The organism is Pseudomonas sp. 7SR1 (genome assembly GCF_900156465.1).
Taxonomy (GTDB): domain Bacteria; phylum Pseudomonadota; class Gammaproteobacteria; order Pseudomonadales; family Pseudomonadaceae; genus Aquipseudomonas.
This window is the reverse complement of the sequence record NZ_LT707064.1, coordinates 2,300,215-2,316,726: the sequence shown is the minus strand read 5'-3', so window position 1 is coordinate 2,316,726 and position 16,512 is coordinate 2,300,215. Positions and strand designations below refer to the sequence as shown.

The following is a 16,512-nucleotide window of genomic DNA, read 5'->3' as shown; positions in this document are numbered from 1 at the left end:
GTCAGTCGACCGTGACCTGACCAAGCGCCGGTTTCTTTTCCCAAGCCTGATTCTGCGGTGCATAGACCTGGGTGAAGCGCACCGGCGGCAGGTTGAACTGGCCCTTCTGGGAGAAGCGCACCAGATGCCGCAGGCGCAGTTCGCCACTGAGGGCATCCACCGGCACCGCGTAGGCCATCTGGCCGGGTTCGAAGCGGGCCTTTTCCAGCGAAGTCGGCTCGCTGCCAGCCTTGCCCAGCAACTGGATGCCCCAGGTGGTGCGCTCCACATCGGCACCCGGTGGCAGCGGTACTTCGAGCATGCCGTAGCGCAGCGGGGTCGACGCCTTGCTGTTGATGATCACCTCATCCAGATAGAGGCCGTCGCTGGACAACGGCTTGCTGCCCACGGATTCGAGGGTGAAGGTGTAGGCATCGACACCCGGCACCAGGCGCGACAGGCGACGGGTGATGGACACCGCCATCGGTGCCATCGGCGGTTGCTGGCTCTGGAAGCTCAGCGCGGCCTGCAATGGACGCTCCTGGGCGCCGCTGAGGGTCAGCACGGTCGGGACTTGGGCGCTTTGCCACTGCCAGTAGGTTTCCCCGGTGGCGCCTTGTCGGGCTTTCCAACCCTCGCCTGGGGTCAATGCCACGGCCGGCGCAGCCTGTTCGATGCTGCGTTGCAGCCAGGTCAAGGCCAGGGCCCGTTCCAGGGTCGACTGTTGCGGCAGCAGGCGTTCCAGCAGGGCGGCGGAGCGTGCCTGATCGAAGGCTTGCAACGACGCCAGCAGCGCCTCGACGAACGGCTGCGAGCTGACATCCAGTTGCTGCTGGGCAGCGGCCAGCTGACGGTTGAAGGCGTCCGGCAGCGGCACCTTCGCCTGGCGGGCCAGGGAGGCGGTCAGTACACGGGCACTGGCCAATCCGAGGGCCGAATCCGGGGCGCTCATGATCAGGCTGTCCGCGCCATCCTCCATCACGCTCCCGGCGCTGCCCTCGCCTGCCTTCGCCAGATCTTCCATCAAGCCGCTGAGCAAGGTGTTCACCGGCAATTGCATCTGCCGGGCGAACGACAGGATCAACGCACGCTGCAACAGCGCAGTGTTGCCCGCCTGCTTGGCGTAGACCTCCAGCACCCGCTGCCAGTGTTCCGGCGGCAGGTTCAGGTCCAGGGCCTTGCTGGCGTGCCAGTCGGCGTAATAGGCGTAGGCGGTCAGGAAGGCATCCGGCTCCCCTTCCTGGCCCCACCAGGTAAAGCTCGCCGAAGGACCGGCCATCTGCACCAGGCGCAGACGGCTGTTCTGCATGACCAGGCGCAAGCGGTCGCGGGTCTGCGAATCCGAGGCCAGGGTCGGGTAAGCGATGCTCAACGGCAGCAGGCGGCTGGCAGTCTGCTCGACGCCGCCGTACGGGTAGCTCAACAGATCGTCCAGGGCCGAACGGAACAGCGCTTGCGGGCTGTCGTCCAGGCGCAGGCGGATATCGCTGGCATCTGCTGGCAATGCCAGTGGGGTATCGCCCGTGGCCACGTCGAGGCGCTGGTTCTGGGTGACTTGCCAGCCGTTGCCGCTGGCGTTCAGGCGAACGGCCAGGGCGTCCTGGGTTTCACCGTTCAACTGCAACTGCACGTCCAGGTCGCCGTTGCTCAACGCCAGCGCCGGCAACGCGACATAGTTGATGCCGTGTTTCAGCTCGGCCACCACGCGTTGTTCAGTGCCTGCGTAGCGGATCAGCAACTCGGCCTTCAGCGGCTTTTCCGACTGGCTGAAAGCGAACAGGCCCAACTGCGGCTTGTCGCCGTTGCGGAACCGGGTCGGACCGCTCCACTTCAGGTACAGCGGCTTTTGTGAAGCGATGAACTGCTTTTTCTGTCCCACTTGGCCGTCGTCGGAAATGGCACGCGCGGTGATGCGCCAGCGCGTCAGCGAGTCCGGCATCTTGAAGGTGAAACGGGCCTTGCCGTTGGCATCGGTTACCAGTTCCGGCTGCCAGGCGGCGGTGTCCACGTCCTCGCGACGTGGTCGCTCCAGCACCTTGACACCACGCTCGCTGCGGTTGGCCTTGCCCGGCGCGCCGGGGCTGCCCGGCAACGCGACGTCGTAGCTGATGAACGAGAGGCTGGCGCTGGTGCGTACGTTGTTGCGCCGCGGGTGATAGAAGAACTGGTCGATGGTCGGGGCCACCTCCGGTTGCAGGGCATAGACCATTTCGTCCACGACGCTGACCGTCAGGTGGGCCGGTATCGCCTTGCCGGCGAACTGGGTGCTCAGGTCGACGGTCACCGTGTCACCGGGCCGGTAAGTGGCCTTGTCGGTGGTGACGGCGACCTCGATCTGTGGCGCGACCACCTTGATGCCAGCATTCTGGAAGCTGTATTGGCCGCCCTTGGTGTACAGGACCGAGAAGGTCATGTTCGGCGCGAAGGCGTCCTTGACCGGGATGCGCGCGCGGTATTGGGTGGGGCTGAGGCTTTCCATTTTCAGCCAGTCGCCCCCCTTCGACAGCAGCGCCGTGGCCTCGACCTTGTCCCGCTCCAGGGACAACAGTGCGTCAGTGACCGGCTCAGGGAAGGTGATCAGCGCCAGCGCTTCGTCTCCAGCCTTGTACTCGGGTTTGTCGAGGACAATCTCCACGGTACCCGGCACCGCCTTGACGCCTTCACCGGTCACCGAATGCCCGGTGGCGCCAATGACTCGACCATGGTCATCCTTGAGCGTGAGGTTATAGGTACCGGGCCGCTCGAAGGCCAGGCTGAAGCCCTTGTCCTTGGCCGTCAGCTTGCCTTCGCCCGTGCTCTGGTCTTCCAGTCTCACCCAGGCGTAGCCGGCCGGCGTCACGGCTTTGCTCGGCTCGTTGCCGCCTTCGTTGACATAGCTGAAAGCGACCTTCTCCCCCGCCGCACTGAAGCGCTGGGGGGCGCTCAGGCGAAAGTTCGCCGCGCCACGGTCGATGAGGATTTCCTTGGTGGTCTTGACCCGATAGGCCGCGCCATCGCTGGCGAATACCGTCAGGGTGTAGCGACTCGGTTTGTCCGCGGCCGGCAGGTCGAGGGTCGCGACGCCCTGCTCATCGGTGGTCACTTCGCTGCTGGTCAGCTCCACCGGGAACTGCCCCAGGTATTGCAGCTCGTTGTCCACCATCGACAATTGCTGGGCCCGCAGGCTCAGGCTCACGGTAGCGTCGGCCACCGGCTTGCCGTCCGGATACAACAGCACCAGCTTGCCCTTGACCGGCTCGCCCGTGCGGTAATCCTGCTTGTCGAGGTTCAAGGCGATTTCGAAATGCGGCTTGATGTACTCGGCCACGCGAAAGGCGCTGCTGTAGAGCTGGTCCTTGTAGCTCAAACGCAGCTCGTAACCACCGGCCACGGCGTTTTCCGGCAACTGGAAGCGTCCCTGGGTACCGGCCTTGGCGTCCAGCTTCAGGGCCAGGGTCTGCAACGCGGTGCCGGTGGCATCCAGCACGCTGACGTTGACGTCAGCCGCCGCCGGCTGCACCGAATCACGGGCATTCTTGAATTCGCGGCCGACGATCTTCAGCGACACCCAGTCTCCAGGGCGATACAGCGGCCGGTCGGTGAAGGCGTAGAGCTTGGTGTCGTAGATTTCGCTGTCGTAGTAGAAGTTCTCGGAGACGAATACGCCGCCCTCCTCGTCTTCGCCAATGACGAAGGAACGCTCGGGGCTGACGTGCTTGAGACGCAGCAAGCCGTCTTCATCGGTGGCACCGCTGCTCATCACGCCCAGGCCATCGGTCCAGAGCACGTTGACCTTGGGCACCGAACGACCTTCATGCTTGCGCGCGGCCCAGACCAGCAGTTCGTCGCCGGCGATCTTGCTCACCGCCACGGTGTTGGAAACGAAGACCATGGTGGTCGCGCGATATTTGCCGATCAGCGCCTCCACCAGATACAGGCCAGGCTTGAGCTGCCCCAGGGGAATATAGACGTTGCCCGGCGCGACGCTGACGAACTCACTGGAAGAACCGGCCAGATTGACGCCTGCCGGCGGCTGGATCGGCTTGGCCTGCCACAGCGGGTAACGGAACTGGCTGACCACCGGCAGGCCCGGGATCAAGGCGAATTGCGGCGAGGCCTCGTAAGGCGTCGGCGCGACCATCGCATCGCCCATTTTCAGCTCGGGCACTTGTTCGGTGACCTGTTGGCGGGACTCGTAGGAGAACGCCCGCTGCATCACCCGACGTGACTTGCGATACCAGTTGTCCCACAGGTACGCGAGGGTATTGGACAGGCCTTCGCCCTTGAACTGACCGTCGCTGACCACCCGGTGCAGGTTTTTCTGGCGCTTGAGGAAGTCCAGGGGTTTTTCGATGCGATAGACCCGGATGTCGGCGCCGCCGTAGGGCTCCATGCGAAACCGGCGATAATCGCGGCCCGGCGCTTCGAGGCGAACCATGGCCTGCTCGTCGCTGGCGAAACTGCTGTCGGCCAGCAGGAAAAAGCTTTCACCGGCCACGGGTGTGTAGCCGCTGGGCTCCACGGTGTCTTCGGCATTGACGACAGGGGCCAGCAACAGGGCAAACAGCAGGGGCAGTTTCGAACACAAGCGCAGCATGCGGGCACCGGTCATTGGGAGAGAAAGTTGAGTCGATAGACGCCGATGAAGTTGGGGTTGGCTGCGTCGGGTATCCATCGGGTGTCCTTCCAGTTCATGAGTTGTTGCAGGCTTGCGGAGCGCATGCCGTTGTCGGTAGGGGTAGTGGTGCCGGTGTGATAGGCGATGTAGCGGCCCATCCAGATCATCAGGTGCTGGTCGTCGCCCTGATCGAAGAACATCAAATCGCCGGGGCGGGCCTGAGTCACGTCACGGCCCACCAGGCGACTGTTGAACTGGATCAGCTTGATGGCGTTGACGTAGGGCCCGACCTTGCCGCCACCCTGCTGCCACTGCTGGGCCAGGCGTCGCTGGGCGTCGCTCAGTTCGAGCTCCGGCGGCAGGTAGCGGTTGGACATGCCGTTGCTGCGCAGCCATTTTTCGTTATGGACCTTGAGCGCTTCGTTGGCGGCGAAACGCACCAGGCCGGCACAGTCCTGCTGGTACCAGCGCGGACTCGGGCCACGACTGAGCTGTTCCTGGGCGATGCGCACGAACCAGGCACGAAAGACCTGGGATTGCTGGACATCCAGGGGCGGCGTCTCGACGGCGAACGCCGGTCCGCCCAGCAGCAACGCGAGCGTCAGCACCCAGTGGCGATTGCGGAGCAGTCCGATCACAGCGCTTTCCATTCCAGCGGCAGCCATTGCCAGTGGCCGTCCGGCTCGCTGCCTTCGGGCAGCGTCAGGGCGTACTTGCCATAACCGCCGAGGGTGCGCAGTTTCGGGATCAGGTAGGTCTGCGCGGCGTTGTAGAACACCGGTTCCATGTCCTGGGGCAGGCTGTCCAGGGTTTCACGCTGCATCAGTTGCGCCATGGCGTCCGGGCCGAAGTAGACCGGCATCAGCACATCCTTGGGCAAGACGTCGGCCATGGGCGGGAAGCGCTTGTCGAGCGTGCCGAGGGCCTTGTCCACCAGCTTGTCGTCCAGGGAAAACAGCAGGGTGGAGCCGTGACGCGCCAGGCTGACCCGCATGAAGGCCTTGCCGGTGATGGATTCGGGCTGCAGCGAGTCCTTGGCCAGGTAGGGGCCGAAGTTGGAACTCACCTGGCGTTGCCAGTGATGCATCGGGCCTTCCTGCTTCTCCACGACCGGGAACGCGTGCTCGGCGACATTGTTTTCATAGGCGCCCACCATCGAACCGAACAGGCCGCCCAGGTCGGCGTCGAGCTTGCCGTCGTCCGCGTTCAGGCTCGCTACCAGCAGCGGTGTGTACAGCCGCGAATCGGCGTACCAGCACAGGCCCGCCGCGCCGGCCATGTGTTCGGTCATGGCCTGGGCGGCTTTTTCATCGGCGCCGAGTTTCACCAGCAGCGGCTTCTGTTGTTCGGCCGCCAGGGGCAAGGACACGCAGGCGCTGGCGCCCATGGGCATGGCTTGCCAGATTGGCTTGAAGTCGAAGTCCGGCTGGTTCTCCAGCTCATCCAGGGCCAGGAAGCTGTGCCAGCCCTTGTCGTCCATGTCGAAACGCACCCCGGCGAAATTCGGGATGAAACGCTGGTAACCCATGGCGAGGACGCTGGCATTGACCGCGATGCGTTGCTTGACCTCAGGCGCCCTGGGCGGCAGGCCGAAGGCTTCCGGAAAGAGTTTTTCGCCACTGAGCAAGGCTGCCAGGGCGGTCGTCGAGACACTGCCGCGCTCCTGCGAGGGCCCGTTGGCCGGGTCATAGAGCTTCGTCGGGTTGGACAGCACCACCAGTTTGTCGCCATGGGACGCGAAGACCAGTGATTTGCTGGCGTTGTAGCTGAGTTGATAAAGCGCGACCTCATCGCCACCGACCTTCAGGTCGCTGAGCTTGCTCAACTGCGTGTCGTCCAGCGCGACTTTCGCCAGGGGCTCCAGGACCTTGGCCAATCCGCCGCGATCCATCACCAGCAGGAAATCCTTGAGGCGACCATCGGCACCGCGCCACAGGGCCACGTCGGCCGGCTGGTCGAACAGTTCCTCGATCAGGCTGTCCTGCAATTTGAGGTCATGCTCGTAGATGATCCGGCGCAGGCTGCCAATCAGCCCGAGGCGGTCGGCATGGGCCTGGTAATAGAAGACGAAGTCCTCGGTGAGCGTGGCCTTGAGAAATGGCACCGCCAGCAGATCCTTGGGCAACTGGCTCAGGGAGTGGGCCTCGAGCAAGCCATCGGGGCGACTCAGGCCGAGCTTTTCCAATGCCAGCGCCATGGGCGGCGCCTTGGGCTTGTTCATGAACCAGCCCAGCCCGGCAGCCACACCGGCAACCAGGCACAGCCCGATCAGCATCGCCGGCCAGCGGCGCGCAGGTTTAGCGACAGGTGTCGGCGTGGTCGGGGAAGCAGTGTTGTCGCTCATATTCACAAGGGCCTATTCATCCGTGGAGCGGGATACTTAATAGTTGAAAGTCTTGACCAGCAGCAGGTCGCCGATGGCGCGCAAGGGCACGACGAAGGTCTCGCGTTTTTCATCGACAGTGTTTTCGTTGAGCACCAGGTTGATCTGGGAAGTGATCACCTCGTTCTGGTTGCTGGTTTCGTCGAAGTTGTAGCCGCCGCTGCCGTAGTTACCCCAATAGTTGACGTAGACCAGGTACGTGCCGTGCATCGGCGCGGTCATGGTGAACATCTCGGGGCCGGGGCCATCGACGCCATCCGGGTCGAGGCCGCCGCCATTGGTCAGTGCCGGGCGACCGAAGAAGGCATGCTGGCCGTCGGGTGTGACGATATGCAGATCCAGCTCGGCCTTGGGATCGTCCCAGCCCAGCACTACGCGAATCTGCGCCGGCGTTCGCAGGTTGTTGGCTTCATAGAACTGCACGCGCTTGAGGGACTTGCCTTCTGAGCTGCGCACCTCGACGCTGTTGGAGCCAGCACCGAACGCGTAGGGCCGGCCGAAACGCCCCTCATCGTCGGTATAGAGATTCAGTGGATTGCCGTTGACCGCCAGGCTGTGGGGTTGTCGGGCCGTGCCGATGTCCTTGAGCCGGCCTTCGATCATCGTGCGATTACGCTGCACGCCCCGGTCGATGGGCGGCGTGGGATAGGCCACCTGCGGGTTTTCAGTGCGATCGAGCAGACCGTTGAAGCGCCAGCCGCCCACCGGCTCCGACATCTCGGCCGCAGGCTCCGCCCACACCAACGATGCGGCCATCAGCGCGATCAGCAATGAAAGAAAACGCATGTATGCCTCCTGCCATGCGCAACGCAACCTGGCGCCCTTCCTCGGCGCATTGATTATCTTTTTTCAGGTTTCGTCAGGAGCCCGCCATACGGGGGCTGTAGATGGCGCGAAGGTTAGCGATTCGGCGCATTATTCACAATCGGGGAACGCGTGATTCTGTGTGGGAAATCACGTCTTGGGGAGAGCGTGAGCCGATTAGCGAAGTTATTCGGCTCACGAAATGAGCCGAATAACGTTATTATTCGGCTCATCCCCGGTATGGACAGGCTCATGGAACCCTATTGGATCTGGCAACAGCCCGACTGGCCCAACTTTCACTGGCAGCCCGAAACATTGGCGGCTCTGCTACGCGAATGCGTGCAAACCCAAGGTCAACTGCTCGGCATGACCGGCGCTGTCACCGCGTCGCTCAACGCCCAGAACGAATTGGATACGTTGTTGCAGAACATCGTGACCTCATCGGCCATTGAAGGGGAGCAATTAAATGTGGGCTCGGTGCGGTCGTCTCTGGCCCGACGCCTGGGCCTGGAGCGGGCCAGTGACACTCCGGTCAGCCCGCGCAGTGAGGGCCTGGCGAACCTTTTGCTGGATGCTACCCGACACTTCAGCCAGCCCCTGACCGTCGAGCGGCTGCTTGAATGGCACGAGTGGCTATTCCCTGAACAGGCGAGCGACCTGGCCCATCAGCACATTCGCGTAGGTTCGCTGCGGGGAGACGAGCCAATGCAAGTGGTCTCGGGCAGATTGGACCGTCCCACTGTTCATTTCGAGGCCCCGCCTCGCCAAGGTCTCGAACAACAACTGCAAACCTTCCTCGACTGGTTTGAGGCCAGCCGTCATCAATCCGGACTCGATCCTTTGTTGCGGGCCGGTATCGCCCACTTCTGGTTTGTCACCCTGCATCCGTTTGACGATGGCAACGGGCGCCTGACACGCACCCTCACCGATCTCGCACTGGCCCAGGGCGAAGCCCAGGCGATCCGTTTCTACGCCATGTCCGTGAGCATTCTTGATGACCGCGCTGGCTACTACCGAGCACTTGAAAGCGCTCAGAAAGCCACGCTGGATATCACCGATTGGCTTACCTGGTTTTTGCGGACCCTGTCGCGCAGCTTGCACAAAGCCATGGCCCAGATCGAAAGCGTGTTGGGCAAGGCTCGATTCTGGCAGGTTCACCGCGCCTCGGGACTCACCCCAGAACAGACCAAAGTGCTGAACCGGTTGCTCGATGGTGGTGAAAAAGGTTTTGAGCACGGTATCAGCGCAGCGCAGTACCAGGCCGTGGCCAAGGTTTCCAAGGCAACCGCAACCCGACACCTGGCGGAGTTGCTGGAAAAAGGCTGTCTGGAGCGATTACCGGGAGGAGGACGCAGTACTCGGTACCGAATCCATTATCCAGCTGCGTGAGACTGTGTTTGTGGTAAGCGGAGGTTGCTGCGGCAAAGACACGCCACAGAGGAACACTCCCCCTCCAGCCCTGTCCTGATTTGCCCCGAACCCCCATGTCTGCTAGTGTCGCGCCGGTTTAACAGTCAACCGGAATCAGCCGCCATGGCCCGCAAAAAAGCTGCATTGGACTTCGAACAATCCCTGGCCGACCTGCAAACACTGGTCGAACGGCTGGAGAACGGCGAATTGTCGCTGGAAGACTCGCTGACCGCCTTCGAGCAAGGTATCGGCCTGACTCGCGACTGCCAGGCGGCGCTGGCCCAGGCCGAGCAGAAAGTGCAGTTGCTGCTCGAACGCGACGGGGAATTGGCCGAAGAGCCCTTCGACGCGGAACAGCCTGAATGATCGGCGCGTATCAGGCCAGCAGTCAGGCCCGGGTCAATGCTGCGCTGGAGACGTTGTTCAACGCCCCGAGCCCCGAGCTGGCCCGCCTGTATGAAGCCATGCGCTACAGCGTGATGAACGGTGGCAAGCGCGTGCGTCCGTTGCTGGCCTATGCCGCCTGCGAGGCACTGGGCGGCCAGGCCGAGCAGGCCAACGGCGCGGCGTGCGCGGTGGAACTGATCCACGCGTATTCCCTGGTCCATGACGACCTGCCGGCCATGGACGACGACGACCTGCGTCGCGGCCAGCCGACCACTCACAAGCAGTACGACGAAGCCTGCGCGATCCTGGCCGGCGATGGCTTGCAGAGCCTGGCGTTCAGCGCCCTGCTGGACCCGGCCCTGAGCGATTGCCCGGCGCAGACCCGCCTGGACATGGTCAGTACCCTGGCGCACGCGGCAGGGCCCGCCGGGATGGTGGGAGGCCAGGCCATCGACCTCGGCTCGGTGGGACTCAAACTCGACCAGAATGCCCTGGAACAGATGCACCGGTACAAGACCGGCGCACTGATCGAAGCCAGCGTCCGGCTCGGCGCCCTCGCCAGCGGCCGGGCCACCCCGCAGCAGTTGCAGGCCTTGCAGGTCTATGCCCGGGCAATCGGCCTGGCATTCCAGGTGCAGGACGACATCCTCGATGTGGAAAGCGATACCCAGACCCTGGGCAAACGCCAGGGCGCCGATATCGCCCGGGACAAACCCACCTATCCGGCCCTGCTCGGCCTGGATGTGGCCAAGGCCTACGCCCTGGAACTGCGCGACCAGGCCCTGGCCGCGTTGCGACCGTTTGCCGCGGCGGCCGAGCCGCTGCGCGATCTGGCGCGATATATCGTCGAGCGTCGCAGCTGATCACAGGTAGCCAAGTTCCGGCCAACGCGTGGGCAGTTGGCGATGCATGAGGTAAACTGCCGCCTCTTTTATACCTATAACGATTCGCCTGATGCCCACGACGTTCCAAGAGATTCCCCGCAAACGCCCGACCACGCCCCTGCTGGACCGCGCTGCCACGCCGGACGGCCTGCGTCGGTTAGGTGAAGCCGAGCTGGAAACCCTGGCCGATGAGCTGCGTCTGGAGCTGCTTTATACGGTCGGCCAGACCGGCGGGCACTTCGGTGCCGGCCTGGGCGTCATCGAGCTGACCATCGCGCTGCACTACGTCTTCGACACGCCAGACGACCGGCTGGTGTGGGACGTCGGCCATCAGGCTTACCCGCACAAGATCCTCACCGGTCGCCGCGAGCGCATGAGCACGCTTCGCCAGAAAGGCGGCATCGCCGCGTTCCCACGGCGCTCCGAAAGCGAGTACGACACCTTCGGGGTCGGTCATTCCAGCACCTCCATCAGCGCTGCCCTGGGCATGGCGATTGCCGCCCGCCTGCAGAACAGCGAGCGCAAGGCCATTGCCGTGATCGGCGACGGCGCGCTGACGGCGGGCATGGCTTTCGAGGCGCTGAACCATGCGCCGGAAGTCGACGCCAACATGCTGGTGATCCTCAACGACAATGACATGTCGATCTCGCGCAACGTTGGCGGGCTGTCCAACTACCTGGCGAAAATCCTCTCCAGCCGCACCTACGCCAGCATGCGCGAAGGCAGCAAGAAGGTCCTGTCGCGCCTGCCCGGCGCCTGGGAAATCGCCCGCCGCACCGAGGAATACGCCAAGGGCATGCTGGTGCCCGGCACGCTGTTCGAAGAGCTGGGCTGGAACTACATCGGCCCCATCGACGGCCATGACCTGCCCACGCTGATCGCCACCCTGCGCAACATGCGCGACCTCAAGGGGCCGCAGTTCCTGCACGTGGTGACCAAGAAAGGCAAAGGCTTCGCCCCGGCGGAAGTCGACCCCATCGGCTACCACGCCATCACCAAGCTCGAACCGCTGGATGCACCGGCTGCCGCGCCGAAGAAGGCCGGCGGTCCGAAGTATTCCGCCGTGTTCGGCCAGTGGCTGTGCGACATGGCGGCAGCCGATCCGCGCCTGCTGGGTATCACCCCGGCGATGAAGGAAGGTTCGGACCTGGTGGCGTTCAGCGAACGTTATCCACAGCGTTATTTCGACGTGGCGATCGCCGAGCAGCACGCCGTGACCCTCGCCGCCGGCATGGCCTGCGAAGGGGCCAAGCCGGTGGTCGCGATCTATTCGACGTTCCTGCAACGCGGCTATGACCAACTGGTGCACGACGTCGCGGTGCAGAACCTGGACGTGCTGTTCGCCATCGATCGCGCGGGCCTGGTGGGCGAAGACGGACCCACCCACGCCGGCAGCTTCGATCTTTCGTACCTGCGCTGCATCCCCGGCATGCTGGTCATGACGCCGAGCGATGAAAACGAGCTGCGCAAGATGCTCACCACCGGCCACCTGTTCGATGGCCCCGCAGCGGTACGCTACCCTCGTGGCAGCGGCCCGAACGCGACCATCGAAACCGACCTGGAGCCCATCGAGATCGGCAAGGGCGTGATTCGTCGCCAGGGCAGGCAGACCGCCCTGCTGGTGTTCGGCGTGCAACTGGCCGAAGCCATGAAAGTGGCACAGACCCTGGATGCCACGGTGGTGGACATGCGTTTCGTCAAACCCCTGGACGAAGCCCTGGTGCGCGAGATGGCCAGCCATCACGAATTGCTGGTGACCATCGAGGAAAACGCCATCATGGGCGGCGCCGGCGCGGCGGTCAGCGAATTCCTGGCCCGGGAGAATATCCTCAAGCCCGTGCTGCACCTGGGCCTGCCGGACATCTACGTCGAACATGCCAAGCCTGCGCAGATGCTGGCTGAGTGCGGGCTGGACGAGGCCGGGATCGAGGCGTCGGTGCGCCAGCGGCTAAAGCTGCTGGGCCTGTAAGTTCAGCCAACACAAACTCCCTGTGGGAGCGAGCTTGCTCGCGATAGCGGTGTGTCAACCAATGGATGGCTTGACTGATCTTCCGTCATCGCGAGCAAGCTCGCTCCCACAAGGGTTTGTGCAGACCAGAAATATCCGGAACACCCATGAAACTCCGCCTCGCCCTCACCCTGACCCTACTGCCAACCCCCGAACTGCTGGCCGACACCTTCGAACGCGAGCAGGCCCTGAAACTGCCGGACGTGGTCATCAGCGCCAACCGCCAGGTCGAGGCGCGCAATGACAGCAGCGCTGCCAACACAGTCTTCACCCGCGACGATATCGACCGCCTGCAACCGGCCAGTGTCACCGACCTGCTCAGCCGTGTGCCCGGCGTGCAGGTGGCGCCCCAGGGTGGGCGCGGCAGCCTGCCGGGCATCTACATTCGCGGCACCAAGTCGGCCCAGAGCCTGGTGCTGGTGGATGGCCAGCGCATCGGCAATGCCACCTCCGGCGACAGCAACCTGCAGCGCCTGGACATCAACCAGATCGAACGGGTAGAAGTGCTGCGCGGCTCGCGCTCGGTGATCTACGGCGCCGACGCGGTGGGCGGGGTGATCCAGATCTTCACCCGACGCGGCAATGAACCCGGCCTGCAACCGCGCCTGCACCTGGGGGCCGGTAGCCACCGGACCTGGGAGCGCAGCCTGGGCCTGTCCGGTGGGGACGAGCGGACCCGCGTCAACCTCGGCGCCAGCCTGACTGAAACCGCCGGGGCCAATCGCACCCATGAGTCCTATGGCAGCGACCGGGACCGTGACGCCAATCGCAACCAGTCCTTGAGCCTGAGCTTGAGCCATGTCATCGACGATAACGTGGAAGTCGGCCTGAACCTGCTGGATAACCGCGGCAAGAACGAGTTCGACAACCCGTTCGGCCGCTTCGACCCGACTGCATTCGAATCACTGCCCCAGCAGCCCTACAGCGATTTTGCCGTGAGCAGTTTCAGCAGTTACGTGGATGGCCGGATCAACGACGCCTGGAAATCCCGCCTGGAGCTGGGTCACAGCGAGAACCGCGAGAAAACCTTCGACAAGCTCAGCGATGTCCGGGAAGTATTCAATACCTACCGTGACTCGCTGACCTGGCAGAACGACCTGGCGCTGGATGCTCGCAACAGCCTGATCCTGGGAGGCGACTGGTACCAGGACCGGGTCAACAGCAGCACACCGTTCGACGAAGACAGCCGCTGGAACCGCGCGGCGTTTATCCAGCATCGTTTCCAGGCTGAAACCTTTTCCACCGAACTGGGCCTGCGCCGCGACCAGAACCAGCAATTCGGCGGCCAGAACAGTTGGAGCGCTACCGCCACCCTGCCGGTTGACCCGCGCAACGACCTGCTGCTGACCTACAGCGAAAGCTTTCGCGCGCCGACCTTCAATGACCTGTACTACCCGAAATTCAGCAACCCGGACCTCAAGCCCGAGACCGCCAGAAGCTACGAGCTGCAGTGGCGCAGCCAATTGGCCGATAACACCCGCCTGGAGGCCTCGCTGTACCGTACCGACCTGCAAGACGCGATCATTTTTGGCAGCGACTCACGTCCCCAGAACGTCGCCTCGGCGCGCATCGACGGGTTTGAAATGGCACTCCTGCAGGACTTTCACGGCTGGCAAAGCAACCTGGGCCTGGCGGTGATCGACCCACGGGACCGGGACAGCGGCCACACCCTGGCCCGTCGCGCCCGCCGGACCTTGAGCCTGGACCTGGACCGGCAATTCGACCGACTGGGCCTGGGTGCCACCTGGCAAGCGGTCAGCAGCAGCTATGACGACGAAGGCAACCGCAACACCCTCGGCGGCTATACCCTGCTCGGGCTGCGCGGCAGCTGGGCACTGACCCGGGAAGTGAAGTTGGAGATGAAGGTGGATAACCTGCTGGACAAGGCTTACAGCCGGGCGTTGTACAGCCATGAAGGTGGGCAGTATGGGTATCGGGAGGAAGGTCGGGCCTGGTTGTTCGGGGTGACTTGGACACCGTCACTCTGATCCACGATCTTCAGTGCCGGCAGCGCCCCTTTCGCGAGCAAGCTCCCACGGACCTGGGGCTGGCACAAAATCCAACATGCCATGCATTGCAAAACGCCCATGCAAGAGCGGGCATGCTCGCCAAGGGCGCACCGCGCTCTAACGGTCTGGCGCGATCAACCCGCACAACCCCGCCGTCGCCTCGATCATCTGCCCACTGGGCCGCTCCAGGCCCTTGTCACTGACCCGCAACAAGCGCCCCTGCTTCACCGCCGCCAGCTGCGGCCAGGCTTTCCACGCGTCGAGCTGGGCCTGTTCGGTGGCCAGGATGACCTGGGGATCGCGCTGCAAAACCGATTCCACGCTGACCTGCGGCGCCGGCAGGGTCAGGTCGGCAAAGACGTTACGCGCCCCGCAAACCGCCAGGGCATCGCTGATGACCTGCCCACCGCCGACGGTGTACAGCGGCCGATCCCAGACCTGGTAGAACACCGGCAATGGCTCAGCGCGCCGATAGCGGCGGCGCAACGCCTCGAGACGCTCGCGCAACAGCGCCGCTCGCTGCTGCCCTCGTTCGGGACGGCCGAGCCGCGCGGCAATGTCTTCGATCTGACCGATGAGTTGGTCGAGGTTGTGGGGCTCGGCCACATAGACCGGGATAGCCAGGCGTTTGAGCTGCTCGCGTTGCGCCTTGCCGACGCTGCCGGGCCAGAGCAGGAGCAGATCGGGCCGCAGGCTGAGCAACCGCTCCATATCCAGCTGCCCGTAACGTCCTACGGAAGGCAGATCCTTCAGCACGGGCGGACGCTCACCGCCATCCAGCACCCCCACCAGCAGGTCGGCGGAGTCCAGCTCAACGACGATTTCCGACATTGACGGCGCCAGGCTGACCACCCGCGGGGCCGCGGCAGTCGAGGCGCTGGCGACCAGCAGCAAGACCGCCAGCCAGCGGCCCATCAGCCGAGTTGGCGCGGTAGGCGATACAGGTAGAACAGCACCGCAGTAGACAAGGCCAGCAGCATCAACGGCACGGCCTCCAGGCCGACGAACACCGCCAGCGCACCGATCCAGGCCGGCAAGCCGGCGGCCAGGAAAGCGGCACGGCGGCGGGCCGCCAGCTCGATCCAGGCCTGGGGCTCTTCAGGGGTGTCGAGAGACTTCTGCGTGGCAATCAGGGCAAGCTTGTACGCGCCGAAGAATCGCAGGCTGACGAACATCGAGGCCACGCCGGCGATGAACAGCGGCATCGCCAGCACCGGCAGGATCGCCTCGCCCTGACCAAACACCGCGTTGATCACGAACAGCGGCAGCAAGGCCAGCGCCAGGTATTTCCACCAACTGACGGCCAGCCGCCTGCGGACCTGACCCCGCGTCACGCGCGGTCGACCTCGCCCTGGTGCTCGTTGCCCATCATATGGTCGAGCTTGCTGGCCTTGGTCGCCAGGTAGAGCTTGTTGTGAGGATTGTGGCCGGTGTGCAGCGGCACACGCTCGGCCACCACGATGCCCATGTCGGTCAGCGCCTTGACCTTGCGCGGGTTGTTGGTCATCAACCGCAGGGACTTGATGCCCAGGTGTTCGAGCATGGGCTGGCAGATGCTGTAGTCGCGCAGGTCGGCGGCGAACCCGAGGCGCTCGTTGGCTTCCACGGTATCGGCGCCACCATCCTGCAATTCATAGGCGCGGATCTTGTTCAACAGGCCAATGCCGCGCCCTTCCTGGCGCAGGTACAACAGCACGCCGCGGCCTTCCCGGGCGATGGCCTGCAGCGCGGCTTCGAGTTGCGAACCGCAGTCGCAGCGCTGGCTGAACAGGGCATCGCCCGTCAGGCATTCGGAGTGAAGGCGACCAAGCACCGGCGCACCATCGGCAACATCACCCAGGCTCAGCACGACGTGTTCGCGACCGGTGGCTTCATCGAGGAAACCATGCATGGTGAATTGCGCAAAGGGCGTTGGCAGCTTGGAAGCGGCAACAAAAACGACAGGCACCGGTGTGCTCCTGATCTAGTACTGGAGATTCGCAGAGGGGGGCATTGTAACAGCAGCTTCCGATGGACGCTTAGGCTGAATTATCGGCCATTACCATCGAAAA

At 63.9% G+C, this 16,512-nt stretch carries 12 protein-coding genes; 5 read left to right on the top strand and 7 right to left on the bottom strand.

Features of this window, described 5'->3' with window-relative positions; all coding sequences use genetic code 11:
- Position 1 precedes the first annotated feature (1 nt).
- From BW992_RS10515 to BW992_RS10500, 4 genes are read right to left on the bottom strand one after another with little or no spacing between them, the layout of a single operon-like run.
- Entirely contained in the window at positions 2-4,570 is a 4,569-nt protein-coding gene (locus BW992_RS10515) for an alpha-2-macroglobulin family protein (protein ID WP_076406156.1), read from the bottom strand.
- A complete protein-coding gene (locus tag BW992_RS10510; RefSeq protein ID WP_072458873.1) occupies positions 4,567-5,226 on the bottom strand; it encodes a DUF1175 domain-containing protein in 660 nt (219 codons plus the stop codon). Before BW992_RS10510 ends, BW992_RS10515 begins: the two co-directional genes overlap by 4 nt.
- Positions 5,211-6,920, bottom strand: coding sequence for a DUF2138 domain-containing protein (locus BW992_RS10505; RefSeq protein ID WP_072395605.1), 1,710 nt, complete (start codon positions 6,918-6,920; stop codon positions 5,211-5,213). The genes BW992_RS10510 and BW992_RS10505 overlap by 16 nt, the downstream gene beginning before the upstream one ends.
- Positions 6,921-6,956: 36 nt before the next feature.
- Positions 6,957-7,745 carry a YfaP family protein gene (locus tag BW992_RS10500; RefSeq protein ID WP_076406154.1) on the bottom strand — a complete coding sequence of 263 codons (789 nt, stop codon included), beginning with the start codon at positions 7,743-7,745 and terminating at the stop codon, positions 6,957-6,959.
- A 270-nt stretch (positions 7,746-8,015) separates the two neighbouring features.
- On the opposite strand from BW992_RS10500, the gene BW992_RS10495 reads away from it, so the two are divergent.
- From BW992_RS10495 to BW992_RS10475, 5 genes are all read left to right on the top strand, one after another.
- Complete coding sequence (locus tag BW992_RS10495) at positions 8,016-9,152, top strand: Fic family protein (protein WP_076406152.1); 1,137 nt, start codon at positions 8,016-8,018, stop codon at positions 9,150-9,152.
- A gap of 144 nt (positions 9,153-9,296) precedes the next feature.
- Positions 9,297-9,539 carry an exodeoxyribonuclease VII small subunit gene (locus tag BW992_RS10490; protein WP_072395599.1) on the top strand — a complete coding sequence of 81 codons (243 nt, stop codon included), beginning with the start codon at positions 9,297-9,299 and terminating at the stop codon, positions 9,537-9,539.
- On the top strand, positions 9,536-10,423 hold the full coding sequence (gene ispA / locus BW992_RS10485) for a (2E,6E)-farnesyl diphosphate synthase (protein ID WP_076406150.1): 888 nt from the start codon (positions 9,536-9,538) through the stop codon (positions 10,421-10,423). The genes BW992_RS10490 and ispA overlap by 4 nt, the downstream gene beginning before the upstream one ends.
- Positions 10,424-10,514: 91 nt before the next feature.
- Positions 10,515-12,413, top strand: coding sequence for a 1-deoxy-D-xylulose-5-phosphate synthase (dxs, locus tag BW992_RS10480; RefSeq protein ID WP_072431431.1), 1,899 nt, complete (start codon positions 10,515-10,517; stop codon positions 12,411-12,413).
- A 146-nt stretch (positions 12,414-12,559) separates the two neighbouring features.
- Complete coding sequence (locus tag BW992_RS10475) at positions 12,560-14,440, top strand: TonB-dependent receptor domain-containing protein (protein ID WP_072458875.1); 1,881 nt, start codon at positions 12,560-12,562, stop codon at positions 14,438-14,440.
- Positions 14,441-14,578: 138 nt separating this feature from the next.
- On the opposite strand, the gene BW992_RS10470 is transcribed toward BW992_RS10475, so the two are convergent.
- The 3 genes from BW992_RS10470 to ribA are packed head-to-tail and all read right to left on the bottom strand — an operon-like array spanning position 14,579 to position 16,409.
- Positions 14,579-15,376 carry a helical backbone metal receptor gene (locus BW992_RS10470; RefSeq protein ID WP_072395591.1) on the bottom strand — a complete coding sequence of 266 codons (798 nt, stop codon included), beginning with the start codon at positions 15,374-15,376 and terminating at the stop codon, positions 14,579-14,581.
- A complete protein-coding gene (locus BW992_RS10465; RefSeq protein WP_072395589.1) occupies positions 15,376-15,795 on the bottom strand; it encodes an MFS transporter in 420 nt (139 codons plus the stop codon). Before BW992_RS10465 ends, BW992_RS10470 begins: the two co-directional genes overlap by 1 nt.
- A complete protein-coding gene (gene ribA / locus BW992_RS10460; protein WP_072395587.1) occupies positions 15,792-16,409 on the bottom strand; it encodes a GTP cyclohydrolase II in 618 nt (205 codons plus the stop codon). Before ribA ends, BW992_RS10465 begins: the two co-directional genes overlap by 4 nt.
- Between the last annotated feature and the right edge of the window lie 103 nt (positions 16,410-16,512).